At 57.6% G+C, this 25,340-nt stretch carries 23 protein-coding genes; 6 read left to right on the plus strand and 17 right to left on the minus strand.

Annotation, left to right across the window (positions count from 1 at the left end):
- Nucleotides 1-63: 63 nt before the first annotated feature.
- The 5 genes from PWG15_RS16720 to PWG15_RS16740 form a co-directional block, all read right to left on the minus strand.
- The gene (locus tag PWG15_RS16720) at nt 64-930 is read right to left on the minus strand and encodes an isocitrate lyase/PEP mutase family protein (RefSeq protein ID WP_275021651.1); all 867 of its coding nucleotides are present in this window, start codon (nt 928-930) and stop codon (nt 64-66) included.
- Complete coding sequence (locus PWG15_RS16725) at nt 930-1,991, minus strand: Ldh family oxidoreductase (RefSeq protein ID WP_275021652.1); 1,062 nt, start codon at nt 1,989-1,991, stop codon at nt 930-932. The genes PWG15_RS16720 and PWG15_RS16725 overlap by 1 nt, the downstream gene beginning before the upstream one ends.
- 126 nt (nt 1,992-2,117) lie before the next feature.
- Nucleotides 2,118-3,209 carry an ABC transporter ATP-binding protein gene (locus tag PWG15_RS16730; protein ID WP_275021653.1) on the minus strand — a complete coding sequence of 364 codons (1,092 nt, stop codon included), beginning with the start codon at nt 3,207-3,209 and terminating at the stop codon, nt 2,118-2,120.
- Nucleotides 3,202-4,941 (minus strand): ABC transporter permease, encoded by a 1,740-nt coding sequence (locus PWG15_RS16735; RefSeq protein WP_275021655.1) that lies wholly within the window; start codon nt 4,939-4,941, stop codon nt 3,202-3,204. Before PWG15_RS16735 ends, PWG15_RS16730 begins: the two co-directional genes overlap by 8 nt.
- Before the next feature lie 78 nt (nt 4,942-5,019).
- Complete coding sequence (locus tag PWG15_RS16740; RefSeq protein ID WP_275021656.1) at nt 5,020-6,132, minus strand: ABC transporter substrate-binding protein; 1,113 nt, start codon at nt 6,130-6,132, stop codon at nt 5,020-5,022.
- 185 nt (nt 6,133-6,317) lie between these two features.
- On the opposite strand from PWG15_RS16740, the gene PWG15_RS16745 reads away from it, so the two are divergent.
- Nucleotides 6,318-7,229 (plus strand): LysR substrate-binding domain-containing protein, encoded by a 912-nt coding sequence (locus tag PWG15_RS16745; protein ID WP_275021657.1) that lies wholly within the window; start codon nt 6,318-6,320, stop codon nt 7,227-7,229.
- 16 nt (nt 7,230-7,245) lie between these two features.
- Here the strand turns inward: PWG15_RS16745 and PWG15_RS16750 are convergent, their stop codons facing one another.
- From PWG15_RS16750 to PWG15_RS16775, 6 genes are read right to left on the minus strand one after another with little or no spacing between them, the layout of a single operon-like run.
- A complete protein-coding gene (locus tag PWG15_RS16750; RefSeq protein ID WP_342457042.1) occupies nt 7,246-7,638 on the minus strand; it encodes a GlcG/HbpS family heme-binding protein in 393 nt (130 codons plus the stop codon).
- Nucleotides 7,639-7,641: 3 nt separating this feature from the next.
- Entirely contained in the window at nt 7,642-9,144 is a 1,503-nt protein-coding gene (locus PWG15_RS16755; protein ID WP_275021658.1) for a tripartite tricarboxylate transporter permease, read from the minus strand.
- A gap of 9 nt (nt 9,145-9,153) precedes the next feature.
- Nucleotides 9,154-9,615, minus strand: a complete 462-nt coding sequence (locus tag PWG15_RS16760; RefSeq protein WP_275021659.1) for a tripartite tricarboxylate transporter TctB family protein — start codon at nt 9,613-9,615, stop codon at nt 9,154-9,156.
- A 46-nt stretch (nt 9,616-9,661) separates the two neighbouring features.
- A complete protein-coding gene (locus PWG15_RS16765; RefSeq protein ID WP_275021660.1) occupies nt 9,662-10,672 on the minus strand; it encodes a Bug family tripartite tricarboxylate transporter substrate binding protein in 1,011 nt (336 codons plus the stop codon).
- Between the two features lie 40 nt (nt 10,673-10,712).
- Nucleotides 10,713-11,540 (minus strand): MBL fold metallo-hydrolase, encoded by an 828-nt coding sequence (locus PWG15_RS16770; RefSeq protein ID WP_275021661.1) that lies wholly within the window; start codon nt 11,538-11,540, stop codon nt 10,713-10,715.
- Nucleotides 11,537-12,421, minus strand: a complete 885-nt coding sequence (locus PWG15_RS16775; RefSeq protein WP_275021662.1) for a hypothetical protein — start codon at nt 12,419-12,421, stop codon at nt 11,537-11,539. The genes PWG15_RS16770 and PWG15_RS16775 overlap by 4 nt, the downstream gene beginning before the upstream one ends.
- Nucleotides 12,422-12,679: 258 nt before the next feature.
- Between PWG15_RS16775 and PWG15_RS16780 the strand changes: the two genes are divergently transcribed.
- The gene (locus tag PWG15_RS16780; RefSeq protein ID WP_275021663.1) at nt 12,680-13,594 is read left to right on the plus strand and encodes a LysR substrate-binding domain-containing protein; all 915 of its coding nucleotides are present in this window, start codon (nt 12,680-12,682) and stop codon (nt 13,592-13,594) included.
- Nucleotides 13,595-13,785: 191 nt separating this feature from the next.
- Here PWG15_RS16780 and PWG15_RS16785 read toward each other — a convergent pair whose 3' ends face one another.
- The 6 genes from PWG15_RS16785 to PWG15_RS16810 form a co-directional block, all read right to left on the minus strand.
- The gene (locus PWG15_RS16785) at nt 13,786-14,850 is read right to left on the minus strand and encodes an isocitrate/isopropylmalate dehydrogenase family protein (protein WP_275021664.1); all 1,065 of its coding nucleotides are present in this window, start codon (nt 14,848-14,850) and stop codon (nt 13,786-13,788) included.
- Between the two features lie 85 nt (nt 14,851-14,935).
- Complete coding sequence (locus PWG15_RS16790; protein WP_275021665.1) at nt 14,936-15,916, minus strand: hydroxyacid dehydrogenase; 981 nt, start codon at nt 15,914-15,916, stop codon at nt 14,936-14,938.
- A complete protein-coding gene (locus tag PWG15_RS16795) occupies nt 15,913-17,472 on the minus strand; it encodes a tripartite tricarboxylate transporter permease (protein ID WP_275021666.1) in 1,560 nt (519 codons plus the stop codon). Before PWG15_RS16795 ends, PWG15_RS16790 begins: the two co-directional genes overlap by 4 nt.
- A 12-nt stretch (nt 17,473-17,484) precedes the next feature.
- On the minus strand, nt 17,485-17,991 hold the full coding sequence (locus PWG15_RS16800) for a tripartite tricarboxylate transporter TctB family protein (RefSeq protein ID WP_275021667.1): 507 nt from the start codon (nt 17,989-17,991) through the stop codon (nt 17,485-17,487).
- A 70-nt stretch (nt 17,992-18,061) separates the two neighbouring features.
- Nucleotides 18,062-19,036, minus strand: coding sequence for a Bug family tripartite tricarboxylate transporter substrate binding protein (locus tag PWG15_RS16805; RefSeq protein ID WP_275021668.1), 975 nt, complete (start codon nt 19,034-19,036; stop codon nt 18,062-18,064).
- A 239-nt stretch (nt 19,037-19,275) separates the two neighbouring features.
- A complete protein-coding gene (locus PWG15_RS16810) occupies nt 19,276-20,181 on the minus strand; it encodes a LysR family transcriptional regulator (protein WP_275021669.1) in 906 nt (301 codons plus the stop codon).
- 219 nt (nt 20,182-20,400) lie between these two features.
- Here PWG15_RS16810 and PWG15_RS16815 point away from each other — a divergent pair, with 219 nt between their 5' ends.
- The 4 genes from PWG15_RS16815 to PWG15_RS16830 all read left to right on the plus strand — a co-directional run bounded on the left by PWG15_RS16815 (nt 20,401) and on the right by PWG15_RS16830 (nt 25,271).
- Entirely contained in the window at nt 20,401-22,074 is a 1,674-nt protein-coding gene (locus PWG15_RS16815; RefSeq protein ID WP_275021670.1) for a thiamine pyrophosphate-binding protein, read from the plus strand.
- Nucleotides 22,075-22,122: 48 nt separating this feature from the next.
- Nucleotides 22,123-23,538, plus strand: a complete 1,416-nt coding sequence (locus PWG15_RS16820) for an FAD-binding oxidoreductase (RefSeq protein ID WP_275021671.1) — start codon at nt 22,123-22,125, stop codon at nt 23,536-23,538.
- 79 nt (nt 23,539-23,617) lie between these two features.
- Nucleotides 23,618-24,658: an Ldh family oxidoreductase gene (locus PWG15_RS16825; RefSeq protein WP_275024447.1), complete on the plus strand. Its 1,041-nt coding sequence runs from the start codon at nt 23,618-23,620 to the stop codon at nt 24,656-24,658.
- Nucleotides 24,659-24,683: 25 nt separating this feature from the next.
- Nucleotides 24,684-25,271 (plus strand): RraA family protein, encoded by a 588-nt coding sequence (locus tag PWG15_RS16830; RefSeq protein ID WP_275021672.1) that lies wholly within the window; start codon nt 24,684-24,686, stop codon nt 25,269-25,271.
- Nucleotides 25,272-25,340 lie beyond the last annotated feature (69 nt).

Consider the following 25,340-nt stretch of genomic DNA (forward strand, 5'->3'; position numbering starts at 1 on the left):
TTGCACGGCCAGCCTTGCGGGCCGCTACGAAGGCCTGCGAGATATCTCTGGTCGGAGAACTCATCACTTTGCCCCACCCAAGAAGTCCCTGGTCCAGTCCTTGTATGCGTCATCGATCGTCGCCACTCTTGTGACCTCTGAAGAAGCTCCGGAGAGCTCTTCAGGTGACTTCCCGCCCCGAAGAGCCAAATAGGTGTCGTGCGCAGCCTGGATGCTTGCCATGATCGGCAGATGTCCCTGCAGGCCAACCCGCACTCCTGCCTTCGCGAGATAGTCGAGGTCATTGATCTGCTTTCCGATCAAGCCGAGCATGACCGGGATCTTGACCGACCCGCACACCGCCTCGAGTTCTTCACGCGTCTTGATGCCTGTAAGGAACACCGCGTCGACGCCGGCAGCCTCATATGCCTGGCACCGCGTGATCGCGTCTTGGAGACCGGAAATGCTGACCGCACTGGTCCGGCCGACAACGACGAGTGAGGGATCCGATCGACCGGCCAGTGCCGCCTGCATTTTCCCGGTTCCTTCTTCGATGCTGATCAGCGAAGGCTTGCCGTCGCTGCCAAAGGGTTGCGGCAAATCGGTGTCCTCGATCGTCAAGGCGGCGATGCCGGCATTCTCAAGCTCTTCGACCGTGCGCTTGACGTTGAGAGCGTTGCCAAAGCCGTGGTCGGCATCGACCAGGATCGGTAGTCTCGAAGCGCGGGTGATGCGGCGCGCCTGTTCCGCCAGTTCGGTCAGCGTGAGGACGATCAGGTCGGGTGCGCCGAGGACGGCAAGTGATGCCACCGATCCGGCAAACATCCCGATCTCATAGCCAACGCTCTCGGCAAGCCGCGCCGACATCGGATCGTAGACCGATGCCGGGATCATGCAGCGCGAACCGTTCAGATACTCGCGGAACTTTAGCCTTTTGTCCGTGTGGGTCATTACGCGAACTCCTGCAGGCCTTCGATACCGACAGCCGCAGCTTCGGCGTTCAGCATGGCGATATCTTCCGGCGGCACGACGATCCCGGCGACAGCTCGCTCTGCCGCCATCCGCGCTTCGATTTCCCCTGGCATCAAAACTTCCTTGAAGCCGTCCGCGAGCTCAGATCCCTTCGCACGCTTGACAAGTTCGTTCATGCGCTCGCGATACGCATCTCCGCCAACAAAAAGGTCCGGCTTGAACGCCATGAACAGATGGCCGGTGGATTGCGGACGGTCGAGATCGAGGTAGGGGTTGCCGACCTCGCCCCCGAAGGCGGCACCGGATGCGACGCCCGCCATGGCCTCCATCAGCAGGGACAGACCGGAGCCTTTCGGCCCGCCGAGAGGAAGAACAATGCCTTTCAGAGCCGCATCGGGATCGGTGGTAGGCTTCCCCTGCTCGTCAAGCGCCCAGCCTTCCGGAATCTGCTCCCCGCGCTTGGAAGCACGGCGGATCTTGCCGCGAGCGGCCACAGAGGTAGCCATGTCGAGGATCAATGGCACATCCGCACCAGGCGCGGCCAAGCCAAAGGGACTCGTGCCGAGGAAGGGCGAGCGGCCGCCCCAGACCGGCATGGCCGGCGACGCGTTTGTCATCACCATGGCAGCCATCCCCGCATCGACTGCCTGTTGCAGGTAGATGGCCGACATGCCGAAATGGCTGCTTCGATATGCGAGCGCCATTCCTACGCCAAAGGTTCCCGCTCTCTTGATCGCTTCCTGCATTGCCTTGCGACCGACCAGGAAGCCCATGCCATCGTCGCCGTCCACACGGGCGATGGCAGGCATGACCTCGTCAACGGCGAGCGAAGGATGCGGGTTAATGAGCTTCTTTTTCAAGCGGGTGGTGTAGTTCGACGCTCTGTTGATGCCGTGCGATTGGACACCACGCAGGTCGGCATAGAGGAGGCATTCTGTGATGTAGGCGGCGTCTTCTTTTGGCAGGCCATTTGCTTCGAAGATTGCTGTGCCGAGCCTTTGAAGCACGTGAACGGGGACTGTCTTCGGTTGATCGGTCATAATACACTCCTATAGGTTGCATTGTTGGGCAAAGCCACTCCATCTGAAGGAAGGCTCCCAGCGGATTTTCCGTTTATTGATCGTCAGGAACGAAACACCGTGGTCGAGCGTCCATTCATCAAAGCGTCAACTGTCTTTTGCGAACACCACAGCGCCGTTCGCAGGAACCCAAACGCCGACATTCGTGTCGGCCGGAAACTCCTGCGCGGATTCCGTCTTGGCAGTCACGCCGTCAATCTCGACTAGATACTGGTACTGGGCACCGAGGTAGCTGCGCGAAACGATGCGTCCCTCCAGCATCGTTCCCAGTTCGCCCGGACGATTTTCGCCCCGTGTCGATAGTATGAGGTGCTCTGGCCTCACCGCGGCGACAACTTCAACGCCAACCTTCAACGGCTTAACGCTCCTGGCCACCAGTGTCTTGCCGCCGGGCAGTGCTACGACCGCACTGTCGTTTTCAACCAACTGAACACGGCCCGGAAAGAACGTGCTGGTGCCGATAAAGTCCGCAACGAACGGATCTGCGGGCCGGGAATAGATCTCGTGCGGCGTTCCGAGCTGGACGATGCGGCCCTTGTTCATTACGGCGATCCGGTCACTCAGCGCCAGCGCTTCCGACTGATCGTGCGTGACATAAATTGTCGTCAGCCGCACCTGCGCCTGTAACTCGCTCAACCAAAGGCGGGCCTTGTCGCGCAGCTTGGCGTCAAGGTTGGAAAGCGGCTCGTCAAGGAGCAGGATCGACGGCTGGTACACAAGCGTGCGAGCTAGAGCAACACGCTGCTGTTGCCCCCCGGAAAGCTGGTTGGGATAGCGCTTGGCGTAGTCCTGCATCTCGACGAGCGAAAGGACTTCCCTAATGCGCCGATCCCGTTCCACCCTCTCTACTTTGCGCAGCTTGAGCGGAAAGGCGAGATTTTGCTCGATGGTCATGTGCGGCCAAAGAGCATAGCTCTGGAACACGAGACCGCAGTTTCGCGCTTCCGCCGAGACATAGATGTTCTTCGCGCTGTCGAAGATGGTCCGGTCGCCGAACTTGATGAGGCCTTCGGTCGGCTTATCGAGCCCAGCCAGGGCGCCGAGCGTGGTTGACTTGCCACAGCCGCTGGGTCCCAGAAGGGTCAGGAATTCACCGCTTTTGACCGTGAAGCTGACGTTGTCGATCGCCTGCAGCGTGCCGTAGCGTCGGATAAGTTTGTCGACGACGAGATCAACCATAGAACTTTACTCCAAAAAAGCGGCGCATGAGGTAGATGACGCTGATTGTTATGAACATCTGGACGGTCGAAAGCGCTGCAACGCGGGCGACTTCCCCCTGGGCCCAGCGGCGCAGAAGCGTGACGCCCATCACCTCTGTGTCAGGACTGAACAGAAACAGGGCGACGGTGTATTCCTTCAAAAACTGAATGAAGAGCAGCGAGAAGCACGCGAACAGTGCCGGGCGCATGATCGGCAGAAGAATACTGTGGGTCGTCGTCCACCAGTCGGCGCCAGACACCTTGGCTGCGCGGTCAATGCCAGGTCCGATCTGCATGAGGGACGGAGAGATGGCACCATAGCCTGTCGGGATGTAGCGCATCACGTAAGCGATCGCCAAAAGCCACACCGAGTTCTGCAGTAGACTCATCCCGGGCAGGAACGTCATCGCATAGAAGAAGCCAAGACCAGCAATCAAACCCGGCACCGCGCGCGGGAAGAGCGCAATGTACTTCAACGGGCCGAACCCCGGGCTCGAACGCTCGCTCACCAGTGCGACCAACGCGATGTACAAGGTGCCGAACACGCCCCCGATGAGGGAGATAAGGAGGGTGTTGATGATCGACCTCTGGTAGTTTTCGACCGTGAAGACTTCCACGAGGTACTGGAGCGTGAGGAACTTCCAGAACGGGATCAGTGGCGAAAGCACCGGAACCAGCCCCCGTACAGCGAGAAAGACCATCGGAGCAACGCAGAACAGCAGTGCGTAGGTGGCAACGATGGCGAACACCAGCCAGCGATACGGTCCAAGCTCAAACATCTTCGGCTTGTTCACCTTGCCTGTGACGCTGATGTAGCGGGAAGCGTTGCGCAGAATACGATTCTGCAGAAAGACCAGCCCGACGACGAGCAGCAGCATGAAGGCTGCAGCGGTCGCAACCAGGCCATAATCAGGGCGCGGTGAAACGATTCCCTGTTCGTACAGGAAGGTCGTGAATACCGTGATCCCGGCTGGCTGGCCAAAAATCAGGGGGATCGCGAGGCTTTCCAAAGCCGAGGTCGCGTTCAGGATGCCGCTGGAGACAATGGCTGGAAGCAGCATCGGCATCGTCACGCTCCAAAGGGTGCGCATCGGTCCGGCGCCGCAACTACGGGCGGCCTGTTCGAGGCTGGGATCGGAAAGCGCGGTCGACGCCTGGCAATAAAGAAATGCCAGTGGGGCTTGCGAAATCCCACCAATCAGAGCCATTCCCGCGATCGAGTACAGATTCCAAGGCGCCCCGCCGAAGCTATTTGCAAACCACGCGGTGATATAGCCCGACGGGCCGTATGCGATGAACCATCCGAAGGCCAGAACCAGTGACGAAAGATACATCGGCAGCAGCACGAGATCGCCGAGGAAGCTTCGGCCCGGCAGATCGGTTCTGCCGATCAATATCGCAAGTGCGGTGCCAATCACCTGAGCGATTGCGGTCGTCAGCACAACGACGAGCGTCGTGTTCCAAAGGACCTCTAAAATGGTCGGGCTGGAGAGAAGGTTCGTGTAATTGCTCGCCGTGACCACCGCCCCCGCCTCGTAAAGCGGACGATCGATGATCGACTGGTAGAAAAGCGGCAAGATCGGCGCAAACACTACGACGACCGTTACGACGGTAATCGCGATTTGGATCAGAAGCGAACGATTGATCTTCGCCCCGATAGTCCCGCGTGCAGCAGGAGCACCAACGTAGCTGACGACGGAAAGGTCTGCCATGATTTCCTCGGTATAAATCTATTTCGCTGAGGGTTTCCGCATGACGCGGAAACCCCGCTGGCGGTCAGGCTGGGAGGATCAGCCGCCGAATGTCGCCTTCCACTTCGCGATGAAGTCGGCATAACCGCTGACAACGTCCTCGTCATACGGGACGTTCAGCATCTTATCCGCGCCGATTTCCTTGGCGACGGCCGCGTAAGTGTACTCGCCCTTTGCATCCTCTCGAGAAATGTCGGGCCGGATGATCGTCCTATGCGTGGCGGCGAATCCTAGCTGGCCTTCACGCGAGAGAATGTAGTCGAGCATCAACTTAGCGGCGTTCGGATGAGCTGCGCCTTTCGCCACGGCCATTGACCGGGGGACCATCGGAGTTCCGTCTGTGATGAAGCTCCATCCGAGCAACTGGTCGCCGCCAGGTGCGCGGGTGGCCACCCACGAACTCGCCGAACCCGTGAGGAAGGCGAGCACGTATTGGCCGGACGAAACCTTCTCCGTCATCGGACCAGCACCGGTTTCGGGACGGGTATACGGGGCCAATGCCTCGTACCATTCCCAGATCTTGTCCCCTTGGCCCTTCTTCATCGCATACTGCACGGTGTATCCGTACGTGTTGAGGTTGGCCGCATAGGTGGTGAGCTTGCCCTTGAATACGTCCGGGTTGGCCTGCGCCTTGGCGACAAGGTCAGCCATGCTCGTCGGTACCAGCTCGGGCTTCAGCAGCATCTTGTTGTATAGGAAGATGATCGGGTCCACGGTCATCGTGTAGATTCCCGGGAATGGCTTGCTCCAGCTTTCATAAGCAGACGATTCCGGTGATTCATAGGGCATCACTTCGCCCTTCTTCTGAATATCGAGCCAGACATCGGGGCCCGTCGTCACGAGAAGGTCACCTGTCGGCCTGCTGGATCCTTTTTCGCTAAGATAGCGTTGGATGACCTCGTTAGCCTCCAGGTCGAGCGTCTGGACCTTAAGCCAGGGATACTTTGACTCAAAGCCTTTCTTGACCTCCGCCCAGACGTCGGAGTTCATGTTCTGATAGATCAGAACGCTGCCTTCGCTCTTGGAGGCCTCCACGATGTCCTTGTATTCTGGGGGATAAGTTGCGTCGGCGGCAGCAACAGTCGCACTGGCGCCGCTGATGGCGAGTATAGAACAGGCGCTCGCCAAAATGACGAAATCACGTCTTTTCATGTGGTTTCCTCCAAATAAACTGAGTGTGCGACACAGCACGACACTCTCTCCCATCGCGGCCCACATCTCATTGAATATCCTCAGATCCATGAGATATTTGTTTCGGCTGCGATGACTACAGCCTATGAAGCAACGCATAACCATGCAAACGAGTAATGCTCTAAAGGGTGTGAGGAAAAGTCAAAGTGAGTAGCCGCCGAAAGCTCCCACCTCTTAATGCTATTCGAACCTTTGAAGCCGCGGGCCGTCACCAGAATTTCAGTAAGGCTGCGGAGGAGTTGAACGTGACACCGGGAGCGGTCTCGCGCCAGGTCAAGGTTCTGGAAGAGCATTTAGGTATCAGCTTGTTTGTGCGTACTCCCGTCGATGTGCGGATCACGCGCCAGGGCCAGCTCTACCTCCTATCTGTGCAGGAATCCCTCGCGCGCCTTGAAGCGAGCACCCAGGAGATCGTGGTGCAGACGCTGGCGCAGCCTCTCAGGATTTGGGGATCGCGGTTTTTCATTCATCTCTGGCTAGTTCCTCACCTTTCGCGCTACTTTCGAGAATATCCGGATCAAGAGGTCGAGATCACGTCGCTGCTATCAAGCGAGCCCATGCCCCCCGAAGTCGACGTAGGATTTCGTTTCGGAAATGGTATTTGGCCTGGTATGCGCTCCCATTTCCTGTTGGGCCTGAATTTAACGCCGGTCTGCAGTCCAGATTACCTTGCTAACAGTGCCCCACTGCGCACGCCGGAAGATCTCTCGGCTCATCCGCTCCTCCACAACATTGTCGGTTCGGATCATTGGCGCCTTTGGTATGAGGCAAGCGGTGCAGAGCCAAGGGAATTGAAGCGGCGGATCGTCTGCACCAGCGCAGACGTTGCATACAAATCAGCGGTAGAGGGACTTGGTGTCGCTCTTGGACGAAGAGGATTCATTGAGCGCGATCTAGCGACGGGCCGACTGGTTATGCCTATCGATTTCACGATGCAAGCGGAGGGCGCATTCTATCTAGTCTACCATGACCGCGACCCGTTGCCCGGAAGGCTGCTCCAATTTCGTCGATGGATTCTCAACGAAATAGCTCGATCACAAGGTGAGCTCCAAGGATGACTCCCGCGCGCCGGATTCATATTCGCGTTCCAGCCATCGCAATCTGCTCGTCGATGTCGGACGCTTCACCCGAAACCCCGATAGCTCCGAGCATATTGCCTTGGTCGTCGAGGATGATCAGACCGCCAGCAGTCGGCACCATGCCACCCACGACATGAGCGATTCCCGCGAGGAAGTGCGGCGGCTTAGTTGATAAAGATCGCGTGGATTCGCCCGTTGCCAATACGGCGTTCGCTTTGGCGATCGCGATTTCCGCTCTACGAATACTGCAGCCGTCTTCAACCAGCACCGAGCGAACGGCAGCCCTGATATCCAGCACAGCAATCGCAACTGGCTTCATATTCCGCTCGCGCGCGTGTGCTATCCCTCGATGACAAATTTGTAGTGCACGTTCCAACGTAAGTGACAAAATTCAATCCTCTTGAAAGGCTACTTCGCGTTTCTTTACGACGGCCGGAAGGCTCACCACCAACATCAGAACAAGGGCTACGACGAGGAGGCTCGCGCTAATTGGGCTGGTCAAGAACACGGTCGCATCACCTTGAGAAATCAGCAATGCGCGACGGAAGTACTCCTCCAGCATCGGGCCCAGGATAAAGGCTAGTAACATCGGTGCCGGTTCGGCGCCGAACCGTCGCAGAATGTAGCCAAGAACTCCAAACAGAGACATCAACAGCACCGCCGGCGTCTCGTTTTCGAGACTGAAGACACCAATGCAGCAGAACATCATGATCATTGGGTACAGAAACTTGTAGGGAATCGTTGCCATACGGGCCCAAATTCCGACAAGCGGCAAGTTCAAGATGACGAGCATCATGTTGCCAATCCACATCGATGCGATCAGACCCCAGAATAGTTTTGGATTTTCAGTGATAACGCCGGGGCCGGGTTGTATGCCTTGAATAATCATAGCTCCGACCATCAACGCCATGACTGCATTCGATGGAATGCCAAGCGTGAGCATCGGGATGAACGAAGTCTGCGCGCCGGCGTTGTTTGCGGCTTCCGGAGCGGCGACTCCTTCGAGTGCGCCATTGCCGAATTCTGCCGAGTTCGGAGAGAGCTTCTTTTCCACGCTGTATGATACAAAGGCGGCCAACAATGCGCCTCCGCCTGGCAAGACGCCGAGCACGGAGCCGAGCGCGGTTCCCCTCAGAACCGGACGCACCATACGGCGCAAATCTTCTCGACCAGGCCATAACGTGGTGATCTCGTGTGTTGTTGCCCGCCCTTCTTCCGCCCGGCGAACATTGGCGATAATCTCACCCAATCCGAAAATGCCCATCGCGATGACCACGAAATCAAGTCCGTCCGACAGCATCTGCGTGCCGAACGTGTAACGTGCGTAACCAGAATTCACGTCCGTTCCGACAAAACCAAGCAATATTCCGATTACGACCATTCCCAGCGCATGAAAAATCGATCCGCTCGCGAGAATGATGGACGCCACAAGCCCAAGCACCATTAGCGAAAAGTACTCGGCAGCGCCGAACTGGACGGCCCAACTTGAGAGAACGGGCGCAAAGATGACGATCACGCAGGTAGCGACTGTGCCTGCGAAGAATGACCCCAGGGCCGCCGTACAAAGCGCAACTCCGGCCCGACCTTTCTGAGCCATCTTGTATCCGTCGATCGTCGTTACAACGGAGGAGGATTCGCCGGGGAGATTCACAAGGATAGCGGTAGTCGAACCTCCGTACTGCGCGCCATAGTAGATTCCGGCGAGCATAATCAGCGCCGTCTCGGGCGGCAGTCCGAAAGTGATGGGAAGCAGCATGGCGATTGTTGCAACAGGACCGAGGCCAGGCAGTACGCCGACGGCCGTTCCCAGCAGAACGCCGATGAAACAGTAGCCCAGGTTCATCAGCGTGGTGGCTGTTGCGAAACCCAGCGCAATATTGTCGAGATAATACATCCCTTGTCCTCAGAATGGCAGCCGGATCAACGGTAGTGGTAGACCCAATACTCGAACGAAGATGAACGAAAAGCCGAAGGCAACGATCAGCAATCCCGCCAGCAATTTCGGGGAAAAGCGAAAGTCCGCACTCGCCAGCGCGCCGACGAACATCATCAATGCAACCGTGGGGAACAGGCCCACAAGTCGACAGCCAACGACGAAAGTCAGCATGGAAAGCATCAGCAGGAACATCGCTCTGGCCTGCTGCCTAGCGTTCGGATGAAGAACGGGCTTTAACGCCTGCCCCCTTGCAAAGCCGCGCATGAAACTTATGGCGGCAAACCCTAGTATGATCAGGGACACCGCAACCGGCAGGAAGCCGGGCCCCATTCGCGAGAATGAACCAATTGGATAGGAGAGACCGCCAATGAGGCCGGCCGTTCCAAAGACAAGATAAATCAGCCCCAACCCGTGTTCGCGCTGTTGCATAGTTTCACTCCTCCAAGTGTTGGCCGGCGCACGCCGGCCATCTCGGTCATTGCAGTGTGATGCCCGCCGTTGCGATCAGCTTCGACCACTTTTCGGAGTCGGATTTCACCATCGCGCCAAATTCTTCCGGGGTCTTGCTCATCGCGTCACCGCCTTCGTCGACGATTCGTTTCAGAACCTCCTCGTTTTGAAGGGCGACTGCGATTGCCGCGTTCAACTTCTTGATAATGGACGGATCTGTCCCGGCTGGTGCGAACAACCCGTACCAAGTTCCGGCGTTGAAACCTGGATACCCCTGTTCCTCGATCGTTGGCACTTCCGGCAGTGTGGGACTGCGCCTATCCGCAGAAACGGCAATCGGGCGAAGGGCTCCGGCGCGGATTTGACTCAGCGCCGTTGGAATTGACGAGAGCATGAAATCAATGCGACCGCCTACCACATCGACCAGGGCGGCGGCGGCGCCCTTGTAGGGGATGTGGTTCAAATGGATGTCTGCCGTTTGCTGCAGAAGTTCGCCAGTGAGATGGGAAACCGTCCCGTTCCCCGGCGTCGCCAACGTCATAGCGCCGTTCTTCTCTTTTGCCACGGCAATGAGTTCGGCTACGTTTTTGATCGGCGACCCCTTAGGAACCACGACCACGTTTGGCGCATTCGCCAGAAGCGCTATCGGAGAAAAGTCCTTCGCAGGATCGAAGGCCAGATTGTCGTAGAGGCTCGGATTTATCGAGAAGTGGGCCGTCTGTCCGACAAGGATGGTGTATCCGTCCGGTTCGGATTTAGCGACGTAGTCGACGGCGATGTTGCCACCCGCTCCAGGCTTGTTCTCGACCACTATGGGCTGGCCTAGATCCTTCGACAGCCGATCGGCAACGACGCGCGCGATCACATCCATTCCGCCGCCGGCGGTACCCGGTACGACGAATGTCAGTTCCTTTTGCGGGTAGTCCTCGGCTCGCCCGATGGACGCGACCCCGTTCAGACCGACACCTAGACAGATCGCTATTGCGATCGGCAAGATGCGCCGACGTACAAGCTGTGTATCTGCAACATTATCCATTTCGTCTCCTCCCTGAGCGAACGTATGATGAGTGCTGTGCCTATGTGCTGGATTTATCCCTCGTCGGCCCCGTCTCAGTGCCGCTTTCCGGGACCGAACTGCCGTATATGAGGCCGGCCTTGATTTTCGGAAAAGTCGTCTTCGGGTCGATGACCGGTAGCCCATGCGCCGGCCCAATGGCGCGCACATCAAGCTCATGAACAAGTTTCTCCAGACGGTCTGCGTACAAGTCCATCTGTGTAAACTTGGTCCAAAAGAGTGCTCGGTCTGCGAAGACCGCTGATACTTCGGGAATGTTTAGAGAGACAGCTTCTTCAGCAAAAAGACCGCAGTGGCCGTCTTCATGGTAATGGCTGTACGCAAATCCATCGCCGGGGAACAGGACACGTTCCTTCTCATCGAAGCCCCACCACGTCGTGCGGAGATCGCGGATAACGGGTTCCACAACTCGGAAAAGACGATTGCCGAGATCGATAGTATCGCCCAAGGCCAAGGCCGACATCCGATGTGAAAACTGCGGGAAGGCCAGGTGATAGTCGGACATGTCGCCGCAGAGGATTACATCATCAAAATCTTCCAGAATCCGTCCCAGGCCACCGGAATGCGGGGTTTCCTGATGCGTCACGAAGAGATATCGAAGCGGCGGCTGACCTTTCAGCACCTTTTCCAGTTGCCGCGCCAATAGCGGATAATCCTTAGGGTGGCCCGTCTCGACCAAAAGCGAAGCTTCTTCCCCAATCACCAGATAGGCTGCATTGTAGGTGTGATAAATTTTGCCGTTGGCGTGTTGCGCAAGGCAATCGCCAAGCCATTGGACGCCCGGAGCGATTTCGCGCGGTGTGGACTTGCAGTGGATGTGTTGGTTCATCGGATTAGTTCCCGGTCTACATAGGCACAGGCGCTATTGGCTTGGTCTAAATCTTCCAAAGCGGCAATAAGGGTATCGAATTGCTTCTCCACCGAGGCGAAGCCCTCGGTAATCTTCCCATATCCGGGAGCAATTCGCGTGATTGGATACTGGCTGCGCACTGCATCGAGCTTCCGGCACAACTCTGCCGTCTTCCCTCCTTCGAGCCACCAATATCGCGTGTTCAACAAGAAGCTTCGGACGAAGGGCATGTCAGCAACATCGGCGCGCGAACGAATTGTCGCCGGTTCGTCAGCCGCCAACTGCCACTGATGCGTGAAGCTGTCAGAGGTAAAAAGAGTCTGGGTTTCGCGATCGTAGACCCAACGAGTTCCGATCAGGCGAATAGGCGCCTGGAAAGCACTTAGGATCCGTCCGTCTCCACCGCCCAACCGCAGATCCTGCTTGCGCGCGACGAGTGTGGTCTTCAGCTTGTAGTCAGTCAGGTTCTCTGAGTGACGTGAGAATGCCACCCAGAGGCTGGCATCTGGATTGCCAGAGTAACATTGTTTCGCCCTGAAGGTGTTTGCGATCGCCTCAACGTTGCAAACCGACATGTATTCGTTCAGCCGCAACGGATAAATCGAAAGTTCGTCGTCCGGAAGCAAGAGCGTTCGCAGCGACTCGATGATCTGCGAGCGGTAGGCGGAATAACCGCTGTCGAGCAGGAGTGCGTCGTTGGCTTCCTTCAAAAGGTAACAATGGCCGAGCGCGTAACCACGCACGTTTGCCGGGTAAGCACTGACACGGCCGTCAAGTACAATAGTTGAGGCGATGGAGAAGAGTTTACCGTCGACCAATGGGATGATTTCGGTACGAAATTCCTCGATAGTCTGTTTCACGACGTCACCTTTTGAGTATATTTCGTGATCATGCCTCGAATATTCACCTCCGAACTCGATTCAATTTCACATCGGATCTTCCCGAACGTTTTATAGACGTCTTCGAAATTAGCTCCGGTCAGCGTGTAGTTTAGAAAATTACTATCTCTCCTCGCCATCGACCTCTCTTCCCAAATTGTTTCTTGTCAAATTTATTGACGCCTGACCCGCTTGGGGTCAAAAGAGAAAAAGCAGGAGCACTTTAGAAAGACTAAACCGATGGCATTCGATCGCGTACCGCTAAACTGGATCCGCACATTCGAGGCGGCGGCCCGCCTTCGCAGCTTCCAGAACGCCGCCTTAGAATTGCATGTGACGCCGGGGGCCATCAGTCAGCAAATCCGCAAGCTGGAACTTGAGCTTGGCCAAACGCTGTTCTATCGCGCGCAATACCCCGTAGCACTGACCGAAACTGGAGAGGAGTTATTCGAGCGGGTCACGCGCCCTCTTCAGCAAATCGAACAGGCCATTCTGGATAACCGTAATTCCAATAGGGGAAAGCAGATCAATGTGTGGGGCTCCCGCTTTTTTATGCGCCTGTGGCTTTTGCCGAGGCTTCAACTGTTCAACGATGGCAGACCTGACCTACTTGTTGATCTGACGACCGCGCCCCCCCTGGCACCCGTTCCGTGCGATTGTGATATCGCGATCCGGGTCGGCTTTGACGGCAATCCGGATCTGCACGGGGAGGAACTGCTACGCCGTGTCGCTGTTCCAGTTTGTAGTCCCGAGTACCTGCGTCGACATGGACCAATCGGGCATGTGCGCGAATATGCTCAGCACCATCTTCTAAAAGGCAGTTTGCATGACGATGAATGGGGACTCTGGCTCGCCTTAAACAATCTTGGCGATGCGAAATTGAGCAACATCACGACACTGAGCAGTTCCGATCTCGTCCACGCCGCAGCTCTTGAAGGCGTCGGTATTGCGCTAGGTAGGCTGGGATTCATTGAGAACGACCTCAAAGCCGGTAGGCTCGTCCAATTGCCTGGCAATGCTTCAGAAGTTGGCGCTCCGTTTTATCTCCATTACCGAAAGGACCGAGCCTCGGATCCTGCAATACGCGCGTTTACAAGTTGGCTTCGCAAAGAAATGGAACGTTGCACTTTAGACTTCCCGCCCGTCCTACCCTGATACGCCTTCCTTGCCCGCTGCCTGCCTTCACGTTTCGATCGCAAAATGTGCCCGCGATGGTGGGGAGTATCGACATCTATGACGCCCCTCGACCCCACAACGATCGCCGAGCTCCTTTCGCAACGTGCACCACCAGAGACGGTATCTGCTGGGAAGCTGATCAAGCAAAAAACGAGACGTCTTCGAGGTGTCTATGCCGCCGCTAAGTCGCGAACGCGATTCGCAATGGCATCGCCCACCTCAATGGTTCCTAGTGGCCCGCCTGCATCGATTGTCACCTGCTTATCCGCAATGCAGCGTGCGACCGCATCCTCAATAGCTGCGGCCGCAGCCGTATGGGCGGCTGACGACTTGCGACGGCCATACCATTCGAGCAACAACGCAACCGACAAAATCTGTGAAATTGGGTTTGCGACATCCTGTCCTGCCAGATCGAGCGCCGAACCGTGTCCGGGCTGAGCCAAAGCATGTTCGACACCAGCATTCAACGATCCGGCCATGCCGATGCTCCCCGTGAGTTCGGCAGTGAGGTCGGAGAGGATGTCGCCGAACATGTTGGTCGTCACCATTACGTCGAAACGGTCCGGCGCCCGTACCACGTGCGCCATCGCTGCGTCGACGATAAGATCGCTGACGGTAACCTCTGGAAAATCGCGCGAAACCCTACGGCATTCCTCCATGAACATGCCGTCCGTGACTTTGAGGACGCTTTCCTTATGAACGATCGTGACATGCCGACGCCGACGCATAGCCAATTCGAACGCAGTCCGGGCGATCCGCTCACAGCTCGGACGGGTGATACGTCGCATGGCGATCGCAACATCCGGTGTCACCAAAATTTCGCTACTGCCGGATTCTACATTTCTGTCGGCGTAGAATCCTTCAGTATTCTCCCGCACGACGACCAGATCGAAATCACCGACGCGGTTCGGCAAACCGGCGTAGGTCCTGGCTGGCCGGATATTCGCGAACAGATCGAGGCCTTTGCGGAAGAACTTGTTGACACCCGGCTGACCCGTAAGTTCATGTTCGTATGAAGAAGTCGGCCCCAGGACGACGCCGTCGACCGCTTTTGCCTTCTCAAGCAGGTCGCCTCTGACCGTCGTGCCGTAGCGCTGAACACTGGCATGGCCGACGACGTCTGCTTCCAGTAGGAGACGAAGATCGAAACAGGCGGATGCCGCGCGTAGCACGTTCAGAGCGGCCGCAGTGATTTCCGGACCGACCCCGTCTCCCGGAAGAATAAGAAGGTTCATCGCAATTTCCTTGTTTCCGCCCATGGAACGGCGGCGTGGTTAGCCTTGCGTGGCCATCAAAGGCCGCCGTTCACACAGCCCGGGCCTAGGTCGGCACGTTCAATGTCGACGGATTGACACAGATTGCGGGATCGATCGGCTCTCCTCTCAAGTATCGCAGAGCGTTGGCAACAACGGAATGCGCCGTGAGATTGAGCGCCGTGTCCGTCGATGCGCCCATGTGAGGTATCATCACGACATTGGGTATCGTGTTCAGCACATGCTCCCGAGGCAAGGGTTCCGTGATGAACGTGTCGAGGCCCGCGCCAAAGAGCCGGCCATCACGGAGCGCTTCGATCAGCGCAGACTCGTCAACCAGGGCCCCGCGAGAAGTGTTGATGACGATTGCCCCGCGCGGCAACAGGCCAATTTCTCGGCGGCCAATCATCCCAAGTGTCTTATCGTCGAGTGGACAATGCGGAGACAACACATCCGACTGCTGCAGCAGTTCGTCGAGCGAGGACAGCATCGTGACCGATAGCGCTTCCAGCTCGGTTCCGGGTGAACCGCGATATGCAACGACCCTCATGCCAAGCCCGATTGCCGCTTTAGCAACGAGGCGGCCGATGACGCCCAAACCGACGATGCCCAGGGTACGACCGGAGAGCTGGCGCCCAGCCAAAGTTCGATCCCAGTTGCCAGATCGAATTGCGTTGTCGTGACAAGGAATCGATCGCGCGACGGCAAGAAGCAGACCTATGGTCAGCTCTGCAACTGCATGGCTGTTCGCTCCCGGCGTCGTCAGAACGGGAATACCTCGCTGTGTGGCAGTCGCAACGTCAATATGGTTCACGCCAATCCCATGGCGCGATATGACCTTCAGTGTCGGGCACGATCTGATCGCTGTTCCCGAAAGGCGCATGGTGCGCGAAATGATCGCATCAATTGGCTCGCGGTTGAGGATGCCGATCAATTCCTCATCGCGATCCGGCGTTGACGTAAAGATCGCGTTACAATCCGAGCTCTTGAGTAAGTCCATACCTGCTGCGGCAAGCCTTGGCGTAGTGACGACGATGTTGAATGTCATTGGTCCACCTGTTTTGCCGCTGGGGAATAGTTCCGAGCCCCATTGTCCAGTGTATCAGTTGGCTGATCGCCGACGCGCCTGCTCATGAGCGAACGCACAATTGGGACGATCACTGCGAGAGACGCAAGCACGACAAGAACTGCCGATATCGGGCTATGGAAAAAGATGAGCGGGCTTCCATCGGATATGATCAGCGATTGCCGCAAGGTCTGCTCGGCAAGGTCGCCCATCACGATTCCCAAAACCAGCGGGATCGTCGGGTACTCGAGCTTGTTCAAGATGTAGCCGACCACACCGAAGGCGATCATCGTCCCCACGTCGAACATGCTGTTGCGGAATGCAAACACGCCCACGATGCAGAAGACTATAATAGACGCGTTGAGCACTTTCACAGCCTTCAACGTCAGCGTCGTGAGAACAGGGATGAAGAAGGTGTTGAGTATGAGCAGTATGACGTTACCGACATACATGCTGGCAAGGAAAGCCCATATGACGTCGGGGCTGTTCTCGAAAAGCAAAGGGCCGGGGCGCAATCCCTGCATAAGCATCGCGCCGAACAGAACTGCCGTTGCCGGGGATCCCGGCACCCCCAATGCAAGGATTGGAACCATAGTTCCGCTGGTTACGGCGTTGTTTGCGGATTCCGGCCCGGCGACGCCTTCTATTGCGCCTTTGCCGAACATCTCCGGTCGCTTCGAAAGCTTGCGCTCGACAACGTAGGATGTCGTGGAGCCGACCGTCGTACCGGTACCTGGAATGGTGCCAAGAAAGAAGCCGATAAGCGTCCCACGGATCGATGGCCAGCAACTGAGTCGCCACTCCTCGCGATTGGGAAGGAGCTCCTTCATTCTCACGCGGCTGTTGGCGCTCACGCGCATCTGGCGCTCGATGTTCGCGAGCACGTCTGCAAGTCCAAACATGCCCACGGTGACCGGAAGGAAGTCGATGCCGTCGATCAGGCGGTCGACCCCGAAAGTAAAGCGCGGCATGCCGGTGACCAGATCCATGCCGACGAAACCGATCGACAGTCCGAAGGCCAACATGAGGTATCCCTTGGCGGGCACGGTGGCATTCAGTCCCGAAACGAGGGCGAGCCCCAGAAGCAACATTCCGAATTGTTCGGCCGGCCCAAACCTTAGTGCCCACTCCGCCAAGATTGGCGCCAGGACGACGAGCAGAATGAGGCTAACCGTGCCGGCGAAAAATGAGCAGACCGCCGCGATCACAAGCGTTGCTCCGCCACGACCTCGTTTTGCGAGTTGATGCCCTTCCAGCGCCGTCCATATCGAGTCGGATTCACCTGGCAAATTCAGGAGGACCGCGGTGATCGTACCGCCATACATCGCGCCGTAGTAGATTCCACCCAGCATGATGAGACTGGACGTAGGATTCATCGTGAAGGCGAAGGGAAGGAGGATCGCAATCCCCGCAGTCGGCCCAAGTCCCGGAAGTGCCCCGACGAGCGTTCCCATGACGGCGCCCATCGTAACCCACATCAGATTTTCCACTGTAAGGGCGCCGGAAAACCCCTGCAGAAGTAATGTCAACGTTTCCATTGTTCGGTCTTCCTATATGCCGAGCAGGCCTTTGGGCATCGGAACACCCAGCAAAACTTCAAAGAGACAATACAGTCCGACAGGAAGTATGATGGCCGTGGAGGCGCTCAGGAGTAGGCTTCTCTTTTCCAGAACGAGCAGTTCGATCAGAGTGAACAAGCCCAGAGCCACGACAAGTCCGACAAGCGGCGTCATTGCTGCTGCCAAAATGGTCAGCGCCAACAGCGAAAGCGCGCGCAATCCTTCCGCTTTCGTGGGCATCTCGACGTCATCCGACACCAGACGCCGGGATCTCAATTGGAACAGAACGGCCAACGAGGATGCGATCATCAAGAGCCCGACCAATAGGGGAATGGCGCCAGAACCCAACTGGGCCTGAGAGAAAGCATCGAGATCGATGATGCTGCTATAGCAAATGTAACCACCCAGAACGCAGAATGCACCGCAAACAATTCTATCGGCAGTTTGCGTAACGTCGCGCGGTCCTTCGGATGAGCCGGCGCTTTCGGTCTTTTCCATGTCAACAATACCTTCAATGTTGCGCTGGAGCCCATGAGCTCCAGCGCATTTAGAACCGGTTTGACTGGCGTCACTGCTTGAAGGCAGCTCCCATACGCGCGTACTCTGCGCTCAAAGCCTCGCGGTAGTTGTCCGGTCCCATGTAGACGACATTGAAGTTCAGCCGCTGCGCGAGGCTCTTGAACGAGTCGTTTTCGATCGTGGCCTTGAGCCCCTGGTGCAGTTTTTCTACGATCTCGGGCGGAGTGCCCTTGGGCGCGGCAATGCCCAGCCGGCTGTTCAGAACAACGTTCTTGTAACCGATTTGAGTAAAGCTTTGGACGTCGGGAAGGTTCTTGGATGCTTCGTTGCTGAAGACGGCAAGTATCTTGAGTTTTTTGGCATCCACATAGGGCGTGACCGACGCCAAGGATCCCACGACACCATCGATGTGACCGCCAGCGGCCGACGTCGCCGCTGGTCCCGCACCGTCGTAAGGCACGTCGACGATCTTCGATCCGAATTCACGGGACATCATCTGGATGACAGCCCAGTCCTCGCCGCCCGTGCCCGGATGGCCGAGCTTTGTTTTCCCTGGGTTCTCCTTGGCGTACTTGACGAACTCCTCCGCGTTGTCGGCAGGGAAGTCCGTACGCACAGCAAGCACCTCTGTGTTGAGCGAGATGCCGATCAAAAAGGCGAAGTCCTTGATCGGATCATAGGCAACCTTCTGAGCATGCGGAACAGTAGTCGATGCGCTGGTTCCGACGAGGATGAGGGTGTAGCCATCAGGTTTCGCATTTCGCACGAAGTTCGTCGTGCCGATGACACCGGATGCCCCGGGCATTAGCTCGACGACCATGGGTTGGCCAAGCGAGGATCCGGCCGCCGACGTAACCGCGCGCGCCAGGGTATCAGACGCACCACCGGCGCCGAAAGGCACGATGACCGTAATAGGTTTTGAAGGAAAGTCCTTCTCCTGGGCCGCAATCGGCGAGGAAAGAGTGAATGTGGCGGCAAGCGCCGTGGCGCAGATAACAACTGATCGTCTTGTAAACCGAGTCAAAGTGACCTCCCGAATCTTTAACTTGAGCCCGGCTGCTTCGTGTGCGTTCTACGTCCGCTGTCACCCAGCAATGCAGGCAAACATAGGATTAGCCCCGTTTTTCGTGCTGTCCATTCGCCAATGTTTGTCGATTGGAAACTTTCAGGAAACAGATATCGTGGAGCGTGCGGACTTAGCGCCGCGTGACACGGGGCCATTGTCACGTCGGGAGATCATGGCGTCGAAAGGTGGAACCGGAACTACGGCGCGAGCAAAGCTTCGGCGCTTTTTTGCAACTCCGCGATCAGTGTCACTGTTGCGGGGGAAAGATAGCTGTCGCGGCGATACACTATGCCAAAATGCCGACGCATCGTCGTTGCCTCGGCATAGATTTCCGTCAGCCGCGCACGCGCCCTCTCAGGCCGAAGATTTCGCCGGGGGATGAAGCTCAGCAGATCGGTCTGAGCGATCAATTGCGGCAGAAGATGCAGCGAATTCGTCTCGATATGAACCTTTGGTCCGGGAAGGCCTCTTGAAGTAAACGCTCGGTCCAACCACTGACGTGTTGCTACGGAGGTTGCGGGCAGCACCCAACGGCTTGCGACGAGATCCTCAATCGAGGCATTGGTCGCCGCGCACAGCGGGTGGTCACTGTTTGCAGCGACGACAACCTCGTCCTCGACCAGAACTTCGGTGACGAATTCACCGCTTTCATTCTGCATCACCGGGCCCACGACGAGGTCGAGTTTCCCCTCACGAAGTGACGCGCGCAGCACGTCGTTCATTCCGATCACAAGTTCGGCGGTGATTTCCGGGTTCGTCTTCGTCAGGCGATTGAAAACTGCCGGCAGCAAATACTCGACAGTCGTCGCCCCGGCTCCGATACGGACATGCCCGGCGGTTCCGCTGGCAAATTCACTGACTTCGCGCAGAACTTCTTCCATCGTTGTGGCGATCCGGCGCGATCTATCACGCAGGATTCGACCGACCGGAGTGAGAACGATGCCACGGCCCACCCGCACAAAGAGTGCGGCGCCAAGCGATTCCTCCAGGCGCCGGATCGATTTCGTTAATGCGGGCTTGGTTCGCCCAAGCCGCTCGGAGGCTTGTCCGAGGTTTTGTGTCTCGGCAATCACTTCGAAATAGGCGAGATCGCGCATGTCCATTTGTGTACCAAAAGTTTCCAATTGCCAAAAATTAGAAAATGGACAGTGCCCTATCGATGACCATTATGTCCAGCGCTGGCCGAATTAGTTCGGGTCGATCGCCTCAAGTAAGTCGAACGCCCCTCAAACAAATGCGGCTTCTAATCAGCCTTCACCCTCGCGATTGACCGTAATCCGACCGGGTTCCGAGGCCGTCGCACCGATGAGAGGGGGAATGAAATGAGCAACCCAACACACCGCAACGGTGGCCGCATACTTGTGGATCAGTTGATCGCTCAGGGCGTTGAACGGCTAACATGCGTCCCCGGCGAAAGCTATCTCGCTGTCCTTGACGCACTGCACGATACCGATATCGACGTCCTCGTTTGCCGCGCCGAAGGCGGTGCGGCCATGATGGCCGAATCCTATGGAAAGCTCACGGGCCGTCCCGGCATCTGCTTCGTTACGCGAGGCCCGGGAGCCACCAACGCGAGCCCAGGGGTCCACATCGCGGCCCACGACTCCACGCCCATGATCTTGTTCATCGGCCAGGTGGAGCGTGGCATGAGGGAACGCGGCGCCTTTCAGGAAGTCGACTACAAGCAGTTCTTCGGCGGCATGGCCAAATGGGTTGTCGAGATCGATGAGGTGGAGCGCATCCCCGAACTTGTCGCACGCGCCTTTCGGGTCGCCATGCAGGGCAGACCTGGGCCCGTCGTAGTGTCATTGCCGGAAGACGTACTTCTGGAGCGCGCGGATGTCTCCGACGCCCCTCGTGTCGAGCCGGCTGAGATCTGGCCGGGCTCGCCAGATATCAAGCGGATGCATGATCTGCTGCACGAAGCGAAAAATCCACTCGTCATCGTCGGGGGGTCGCGATGGACTAGCGAGGCACGGAATGCGCTCGTATCCTGGAGTGAGCGTCTTGAGCTGCCAATCGCCACTTCATTCCGCCGGGCTCCTCTCTTTCCAGCGGACCACCCCAACTATGTCGGTGACGTCGGCATTGGCCCCAATCCGAAGCTGGCGGCTCGCGTCAAAAATGCGGACCTTCTGATCCTAATCGGTAGCCGCATGTCCGAAATGCCCTCGTCCTCCTACACATTGATCGACATCCCAACACCCCGGCAGAAACTCGTTCAGGTTCATCCAGACGACCAAGAACTTGGTCGCGTTTATGTGCCCACCCTTGCGATCCAGGCGTCACCAGTTGCGTTTTGCGCGATGCTCGCAAGCAGCAACTCCGCGGGAGAAGCCTCCAGGCCGACGACGGCCTTGGCACATCGCGAGTATCTCGAATGGTCGGAAAAGCCGGCCGCGACACCGGGTGATTTTCAGTACGGAGACGCGATGGTCTGGCTTCGGGATCATCTTCCGGAAGACGCGATCATCTGCAATGGCGCTGGAAACTACTCTGCGTGGATCCACCGCTACTATCGGTTTCGAAGCTTCGCGACGCAGCTCGCGCCCACATCGGGCTCGATGGGATACGGTGTACCGGCGGCTGTTCTTGCAAAAAGACAGCATCCCGACCGCGTGGCCGTCGCCTTGGCCGGCGATGGCGATTTCCTCATGAACGGTCAGGAATTTGCGACCGCCGTTCAGTACGACATTCCGGTCATCGTCATCGTCGTCGACAACAGCATGTACGGCACCATCCGCATGCACCAGGAACGCGAGTTTCCCGGACGCGTCTCTGCCACGCTGCTTAAGAACCCGGACTATGCTGCGGTAGCCCGGGATTACGGCGGATACGGCGAACGTGTGGAGCGCACCGAAGACTTTGCGCCCGCATTCCAACGAGCGCTCGAGTCGAAGAGGCCGTCGATCCTCCACTGCATCCTAGACCCGCAAGCCATTACGCCGACGATGACCCTGGACGAAATTCGAGAACGCGCATTGGCGACGACCTGAGCGCTAGGAGCGAATCCTTCTTATTTCAGTCTTTGAAGAGCGGCTACGATGCACGATGAACTCATCCAAAAACTACAGAAGACACTCGGCAATCCGGGCATCCTCACAGTGCCGGCGGACATGGCGCCTTACTGCGAGGACTGGCGCGGCTTATATCGTGGCCGGGCAGCCGCAGTTCTGCGACCCGCTACTACGGAACAAGTCGCCGACGCAGTCCGGCTATGCGCGGAACACAACGTTGCTGTAGTCCCACAAGGCGGCAATACGGGCATGGTCGGAGGCACTGCGATCACCGGCGACGGCAGCCAGATTGTTGTGAACCTGTCTCGGCTTAACCGAATCCGCACAATCGACCCGATCGACATGACGCTGGAAGTCGAGGCAGGCGTCACCTTGAAAGCAGCTCAAGACGCGGTGGAAACCGCGGGTTGTCTGCTGCCGCTTTCGATCAGTTCAGAGGGAACAGCTCAGATCGGGGGCGTGCTCGCGGTAAATGCCGGCGGCAACAATACCGTCAAATATGGCAACGCTCGTGATTTGCTGCTTGGGCTCGAGGTCGTGTTGCCTGATGGACAAATCTGGAACGGGTTGCGCCGGCTGCGCAAAGACAACACCGGATATTGCCTTCGGCAGCTCTTCGCAGGCAGCGAAGGAACTCTGGGCATCATCACCGCGGCCGTGATGAAGCTCGCACCGCGGCCGAGACAGATCGAGGCCGCCATGTGCGCGGTGGAATCGCCACAAGCTGCGCTAGACCTCTTTCGGAAGTTCCAACATCACGATCCCGACGCCATCCTGGCTTTTGAGTACATGTCCGGTGAAGGTCTCGACCTCGTCATCGAGCATATCCCAGGAGCCTCCCTGCCGCTTGGCGCACGGGCTCCGGGCTATGTCCTGGTCGAGCTCGGAGTGGTCCGAACAAGCGGCGATCTGCGCGCAGAGCTGGAACTGATCCTCTCCGAAGCCTTTGAAGCTGGACTTGTCAGTGACGCGGTCATCGCGGAAAGTGGACAACAAAGAGCTTCCCTTTGGAAACTACGAGAAGAGCATTCGGAGGCTCAGAAACGAGAAGGCGCATCCGTCAAGAACGACGTGTCCGTTCCCGTATCCGCTGTTCCCGAGTTGCTCCGAAGAGCATCGGAATCCTGCGAGCGACTTGTTCCGGGTATCAGGGTCATGCCGTTCGGCCACATCGGCGACGGTAACATCCACTTCAATCTCCTTCAGCCGAAAGAAATGCAGGCAAGCGACTTCCTGGCCAGAGATCGCGAGATCATGAGCGCGGTCAATGAGGTCGTCCAGTCGCTCCACGGAAGCTTTTCCGCAGAGCACGGCGTGGGGTGCCTGAAGACCCCTCTTATGCGCCACTGGAGAGGCGGCCCCGAGCTGGAAATCATGCACCGTCTCAAGCGCGCCCTTGATCCCCAGGGGCTTCTGAACCCCAAGAAGGTGCTCCCATCATAGAAAGATGCCCGGCCGAGCGCCGGCCAAAGATTCACCCCGTCAGAACGGACATTACGGAGAATTCAAAATGCCCCAGGTCATGCCAGATCAACTGCGTAAGATCGGAGAAACTATCCTTGCCGGCGCTGGAGTTCCAATACAGGAGGCCCAGACAATCGCCCGTCACCTTGTTGGCGCGAATCTGGCAGGGCATGACTCTCACGGGATCATCCAAATACCAACCTATATAGATCGGATGAAGGCAGGCCACATCGTACCGGGCGCCAAATGGAACATCGTCCAGGAAAGCGCGACCACGACGGTCATCGACGGTCATTGGGGTTTCGGCTACGTCGTCAATGAACGAGCAATGCAGATCACGATCGACAAGGCCGAGAAATCCAATGTCGCGGCGGCAACCGTCTTCCGCCAAGGACACATCGGACGTCTCGCCGCCTATCCCCTGATGGCTGCGGAGCGCGGCATGATCGGCTTGATTGCGGCAGACTCCGGCCGGTCGCCGAAAGCCGTAGCACCCTATGGTGGCGCGGAAGCTCGGCTCGGGACCAATCCCCTCGCCATTGCAGTTCCTTCAGAGCTTGACGGGCCAATGTTCATCGACATGTCCACCGCTGCCGTCTCCATGGGCAAGGTCAAGCTGGCGGCCGCGCGCGGCAGGGCCATCCCCGAAGGTTGGGTCGTCGACAAGGACGGAGCAGCAACAACGGACCCGCAGAGCCTATTCCAGGGTGGATCGCTCCTCCCGCTTGGCGGTTCGGAGGGCTACAAGGGCTACGGTCTCGCCGTAATGGTGGAGATTCTTTGCGGGCTGCTCACGGGCCTCGGCTTCGGCGTAGAGCCGACCGGTAGGCACAATGACGGCTGCTTCATGGCCGTCTTCAAGGTTGATGCCTTCAGGCCACTGGCTCAGTTCAGACAGGAAGTGGCAGACCTCGCGCACTTCTTGAAGGACACCAAACCCTCTCATGGCAGCGATGGCGTCCTCTATCCCGGCGAGATCGAAAATCGCAATGAGCGCCGGCGTTCGCAGGCAGGAATCGAGATCGAGGCTGCCACCTGGCAGAAACTCCAAGCACTCGCTGAGAGCTACGGCGTAGCGGACCAAATGGCACTCGCCTGACCTCAAGAAAACATGGAAGAAAGTCATGAGCTACAATAGCGAAGTCGGTCAACGACGCCTTTCCAGAGCGGAACCGCCTCGCGCGGAACTAATTTCAAGGTTTGCGAAACTTGCGACTACCGATCTATCGGATGCGATGCACCAAAGCGGAGTGATGCAACCGGGCATCCGCTCGATCTATTCGACGGACGTTCGATGCGCAGGACCTGCTGTCACCGTCTTTGTGCCGTCCGGCTCACAAGAGGTCAGGCGGGAAGCGATGGCGTCCGCCCAACCTGGCGATGTCCTGGTAATTTCGTCACCTGGTATTCTCGGATCTGTCCTCGGAGGCAAGCTGGCGAAAATCCTTGCTGACAAGGGCGTAGCAGGTGTCGTTATCGACGGTTACGTGCGCGATGTTTCAGAAATTCAGAACGTCGGTCTGCCCGTGTTTTGCCGTGGACATATCCCTGCGGCCGCACCGAAGGTCGGTCCTGGCGAGGTCAATGTTCCGATCGCGTGCGGCGGCGCAGTAGTCGCGCCAGGTGATATCGTCGTCGCAGACTGGAACGGGGTCGTCGTGGTGCCACGCGACGCTGCCGAGGCAGTAGCAACGAAGGTACTGTCTTCATAGGAAGCTATCAACTTCGCAAGCGTGGAACCATCAGAGCACGCTTGCGAAGTCAGGAAAGGTGCTTTGACC

It is taken from the genome of Ensifer adhaerens, assembly GCF_028993555.1.
Classification (GTDB): domain Bacteria; phylum Pseudomonadota; class Alphaproteobacteria; order Rhizobiales; family Rhizobiaceae; genus Ensifer; species Ensifer adhaerens_I.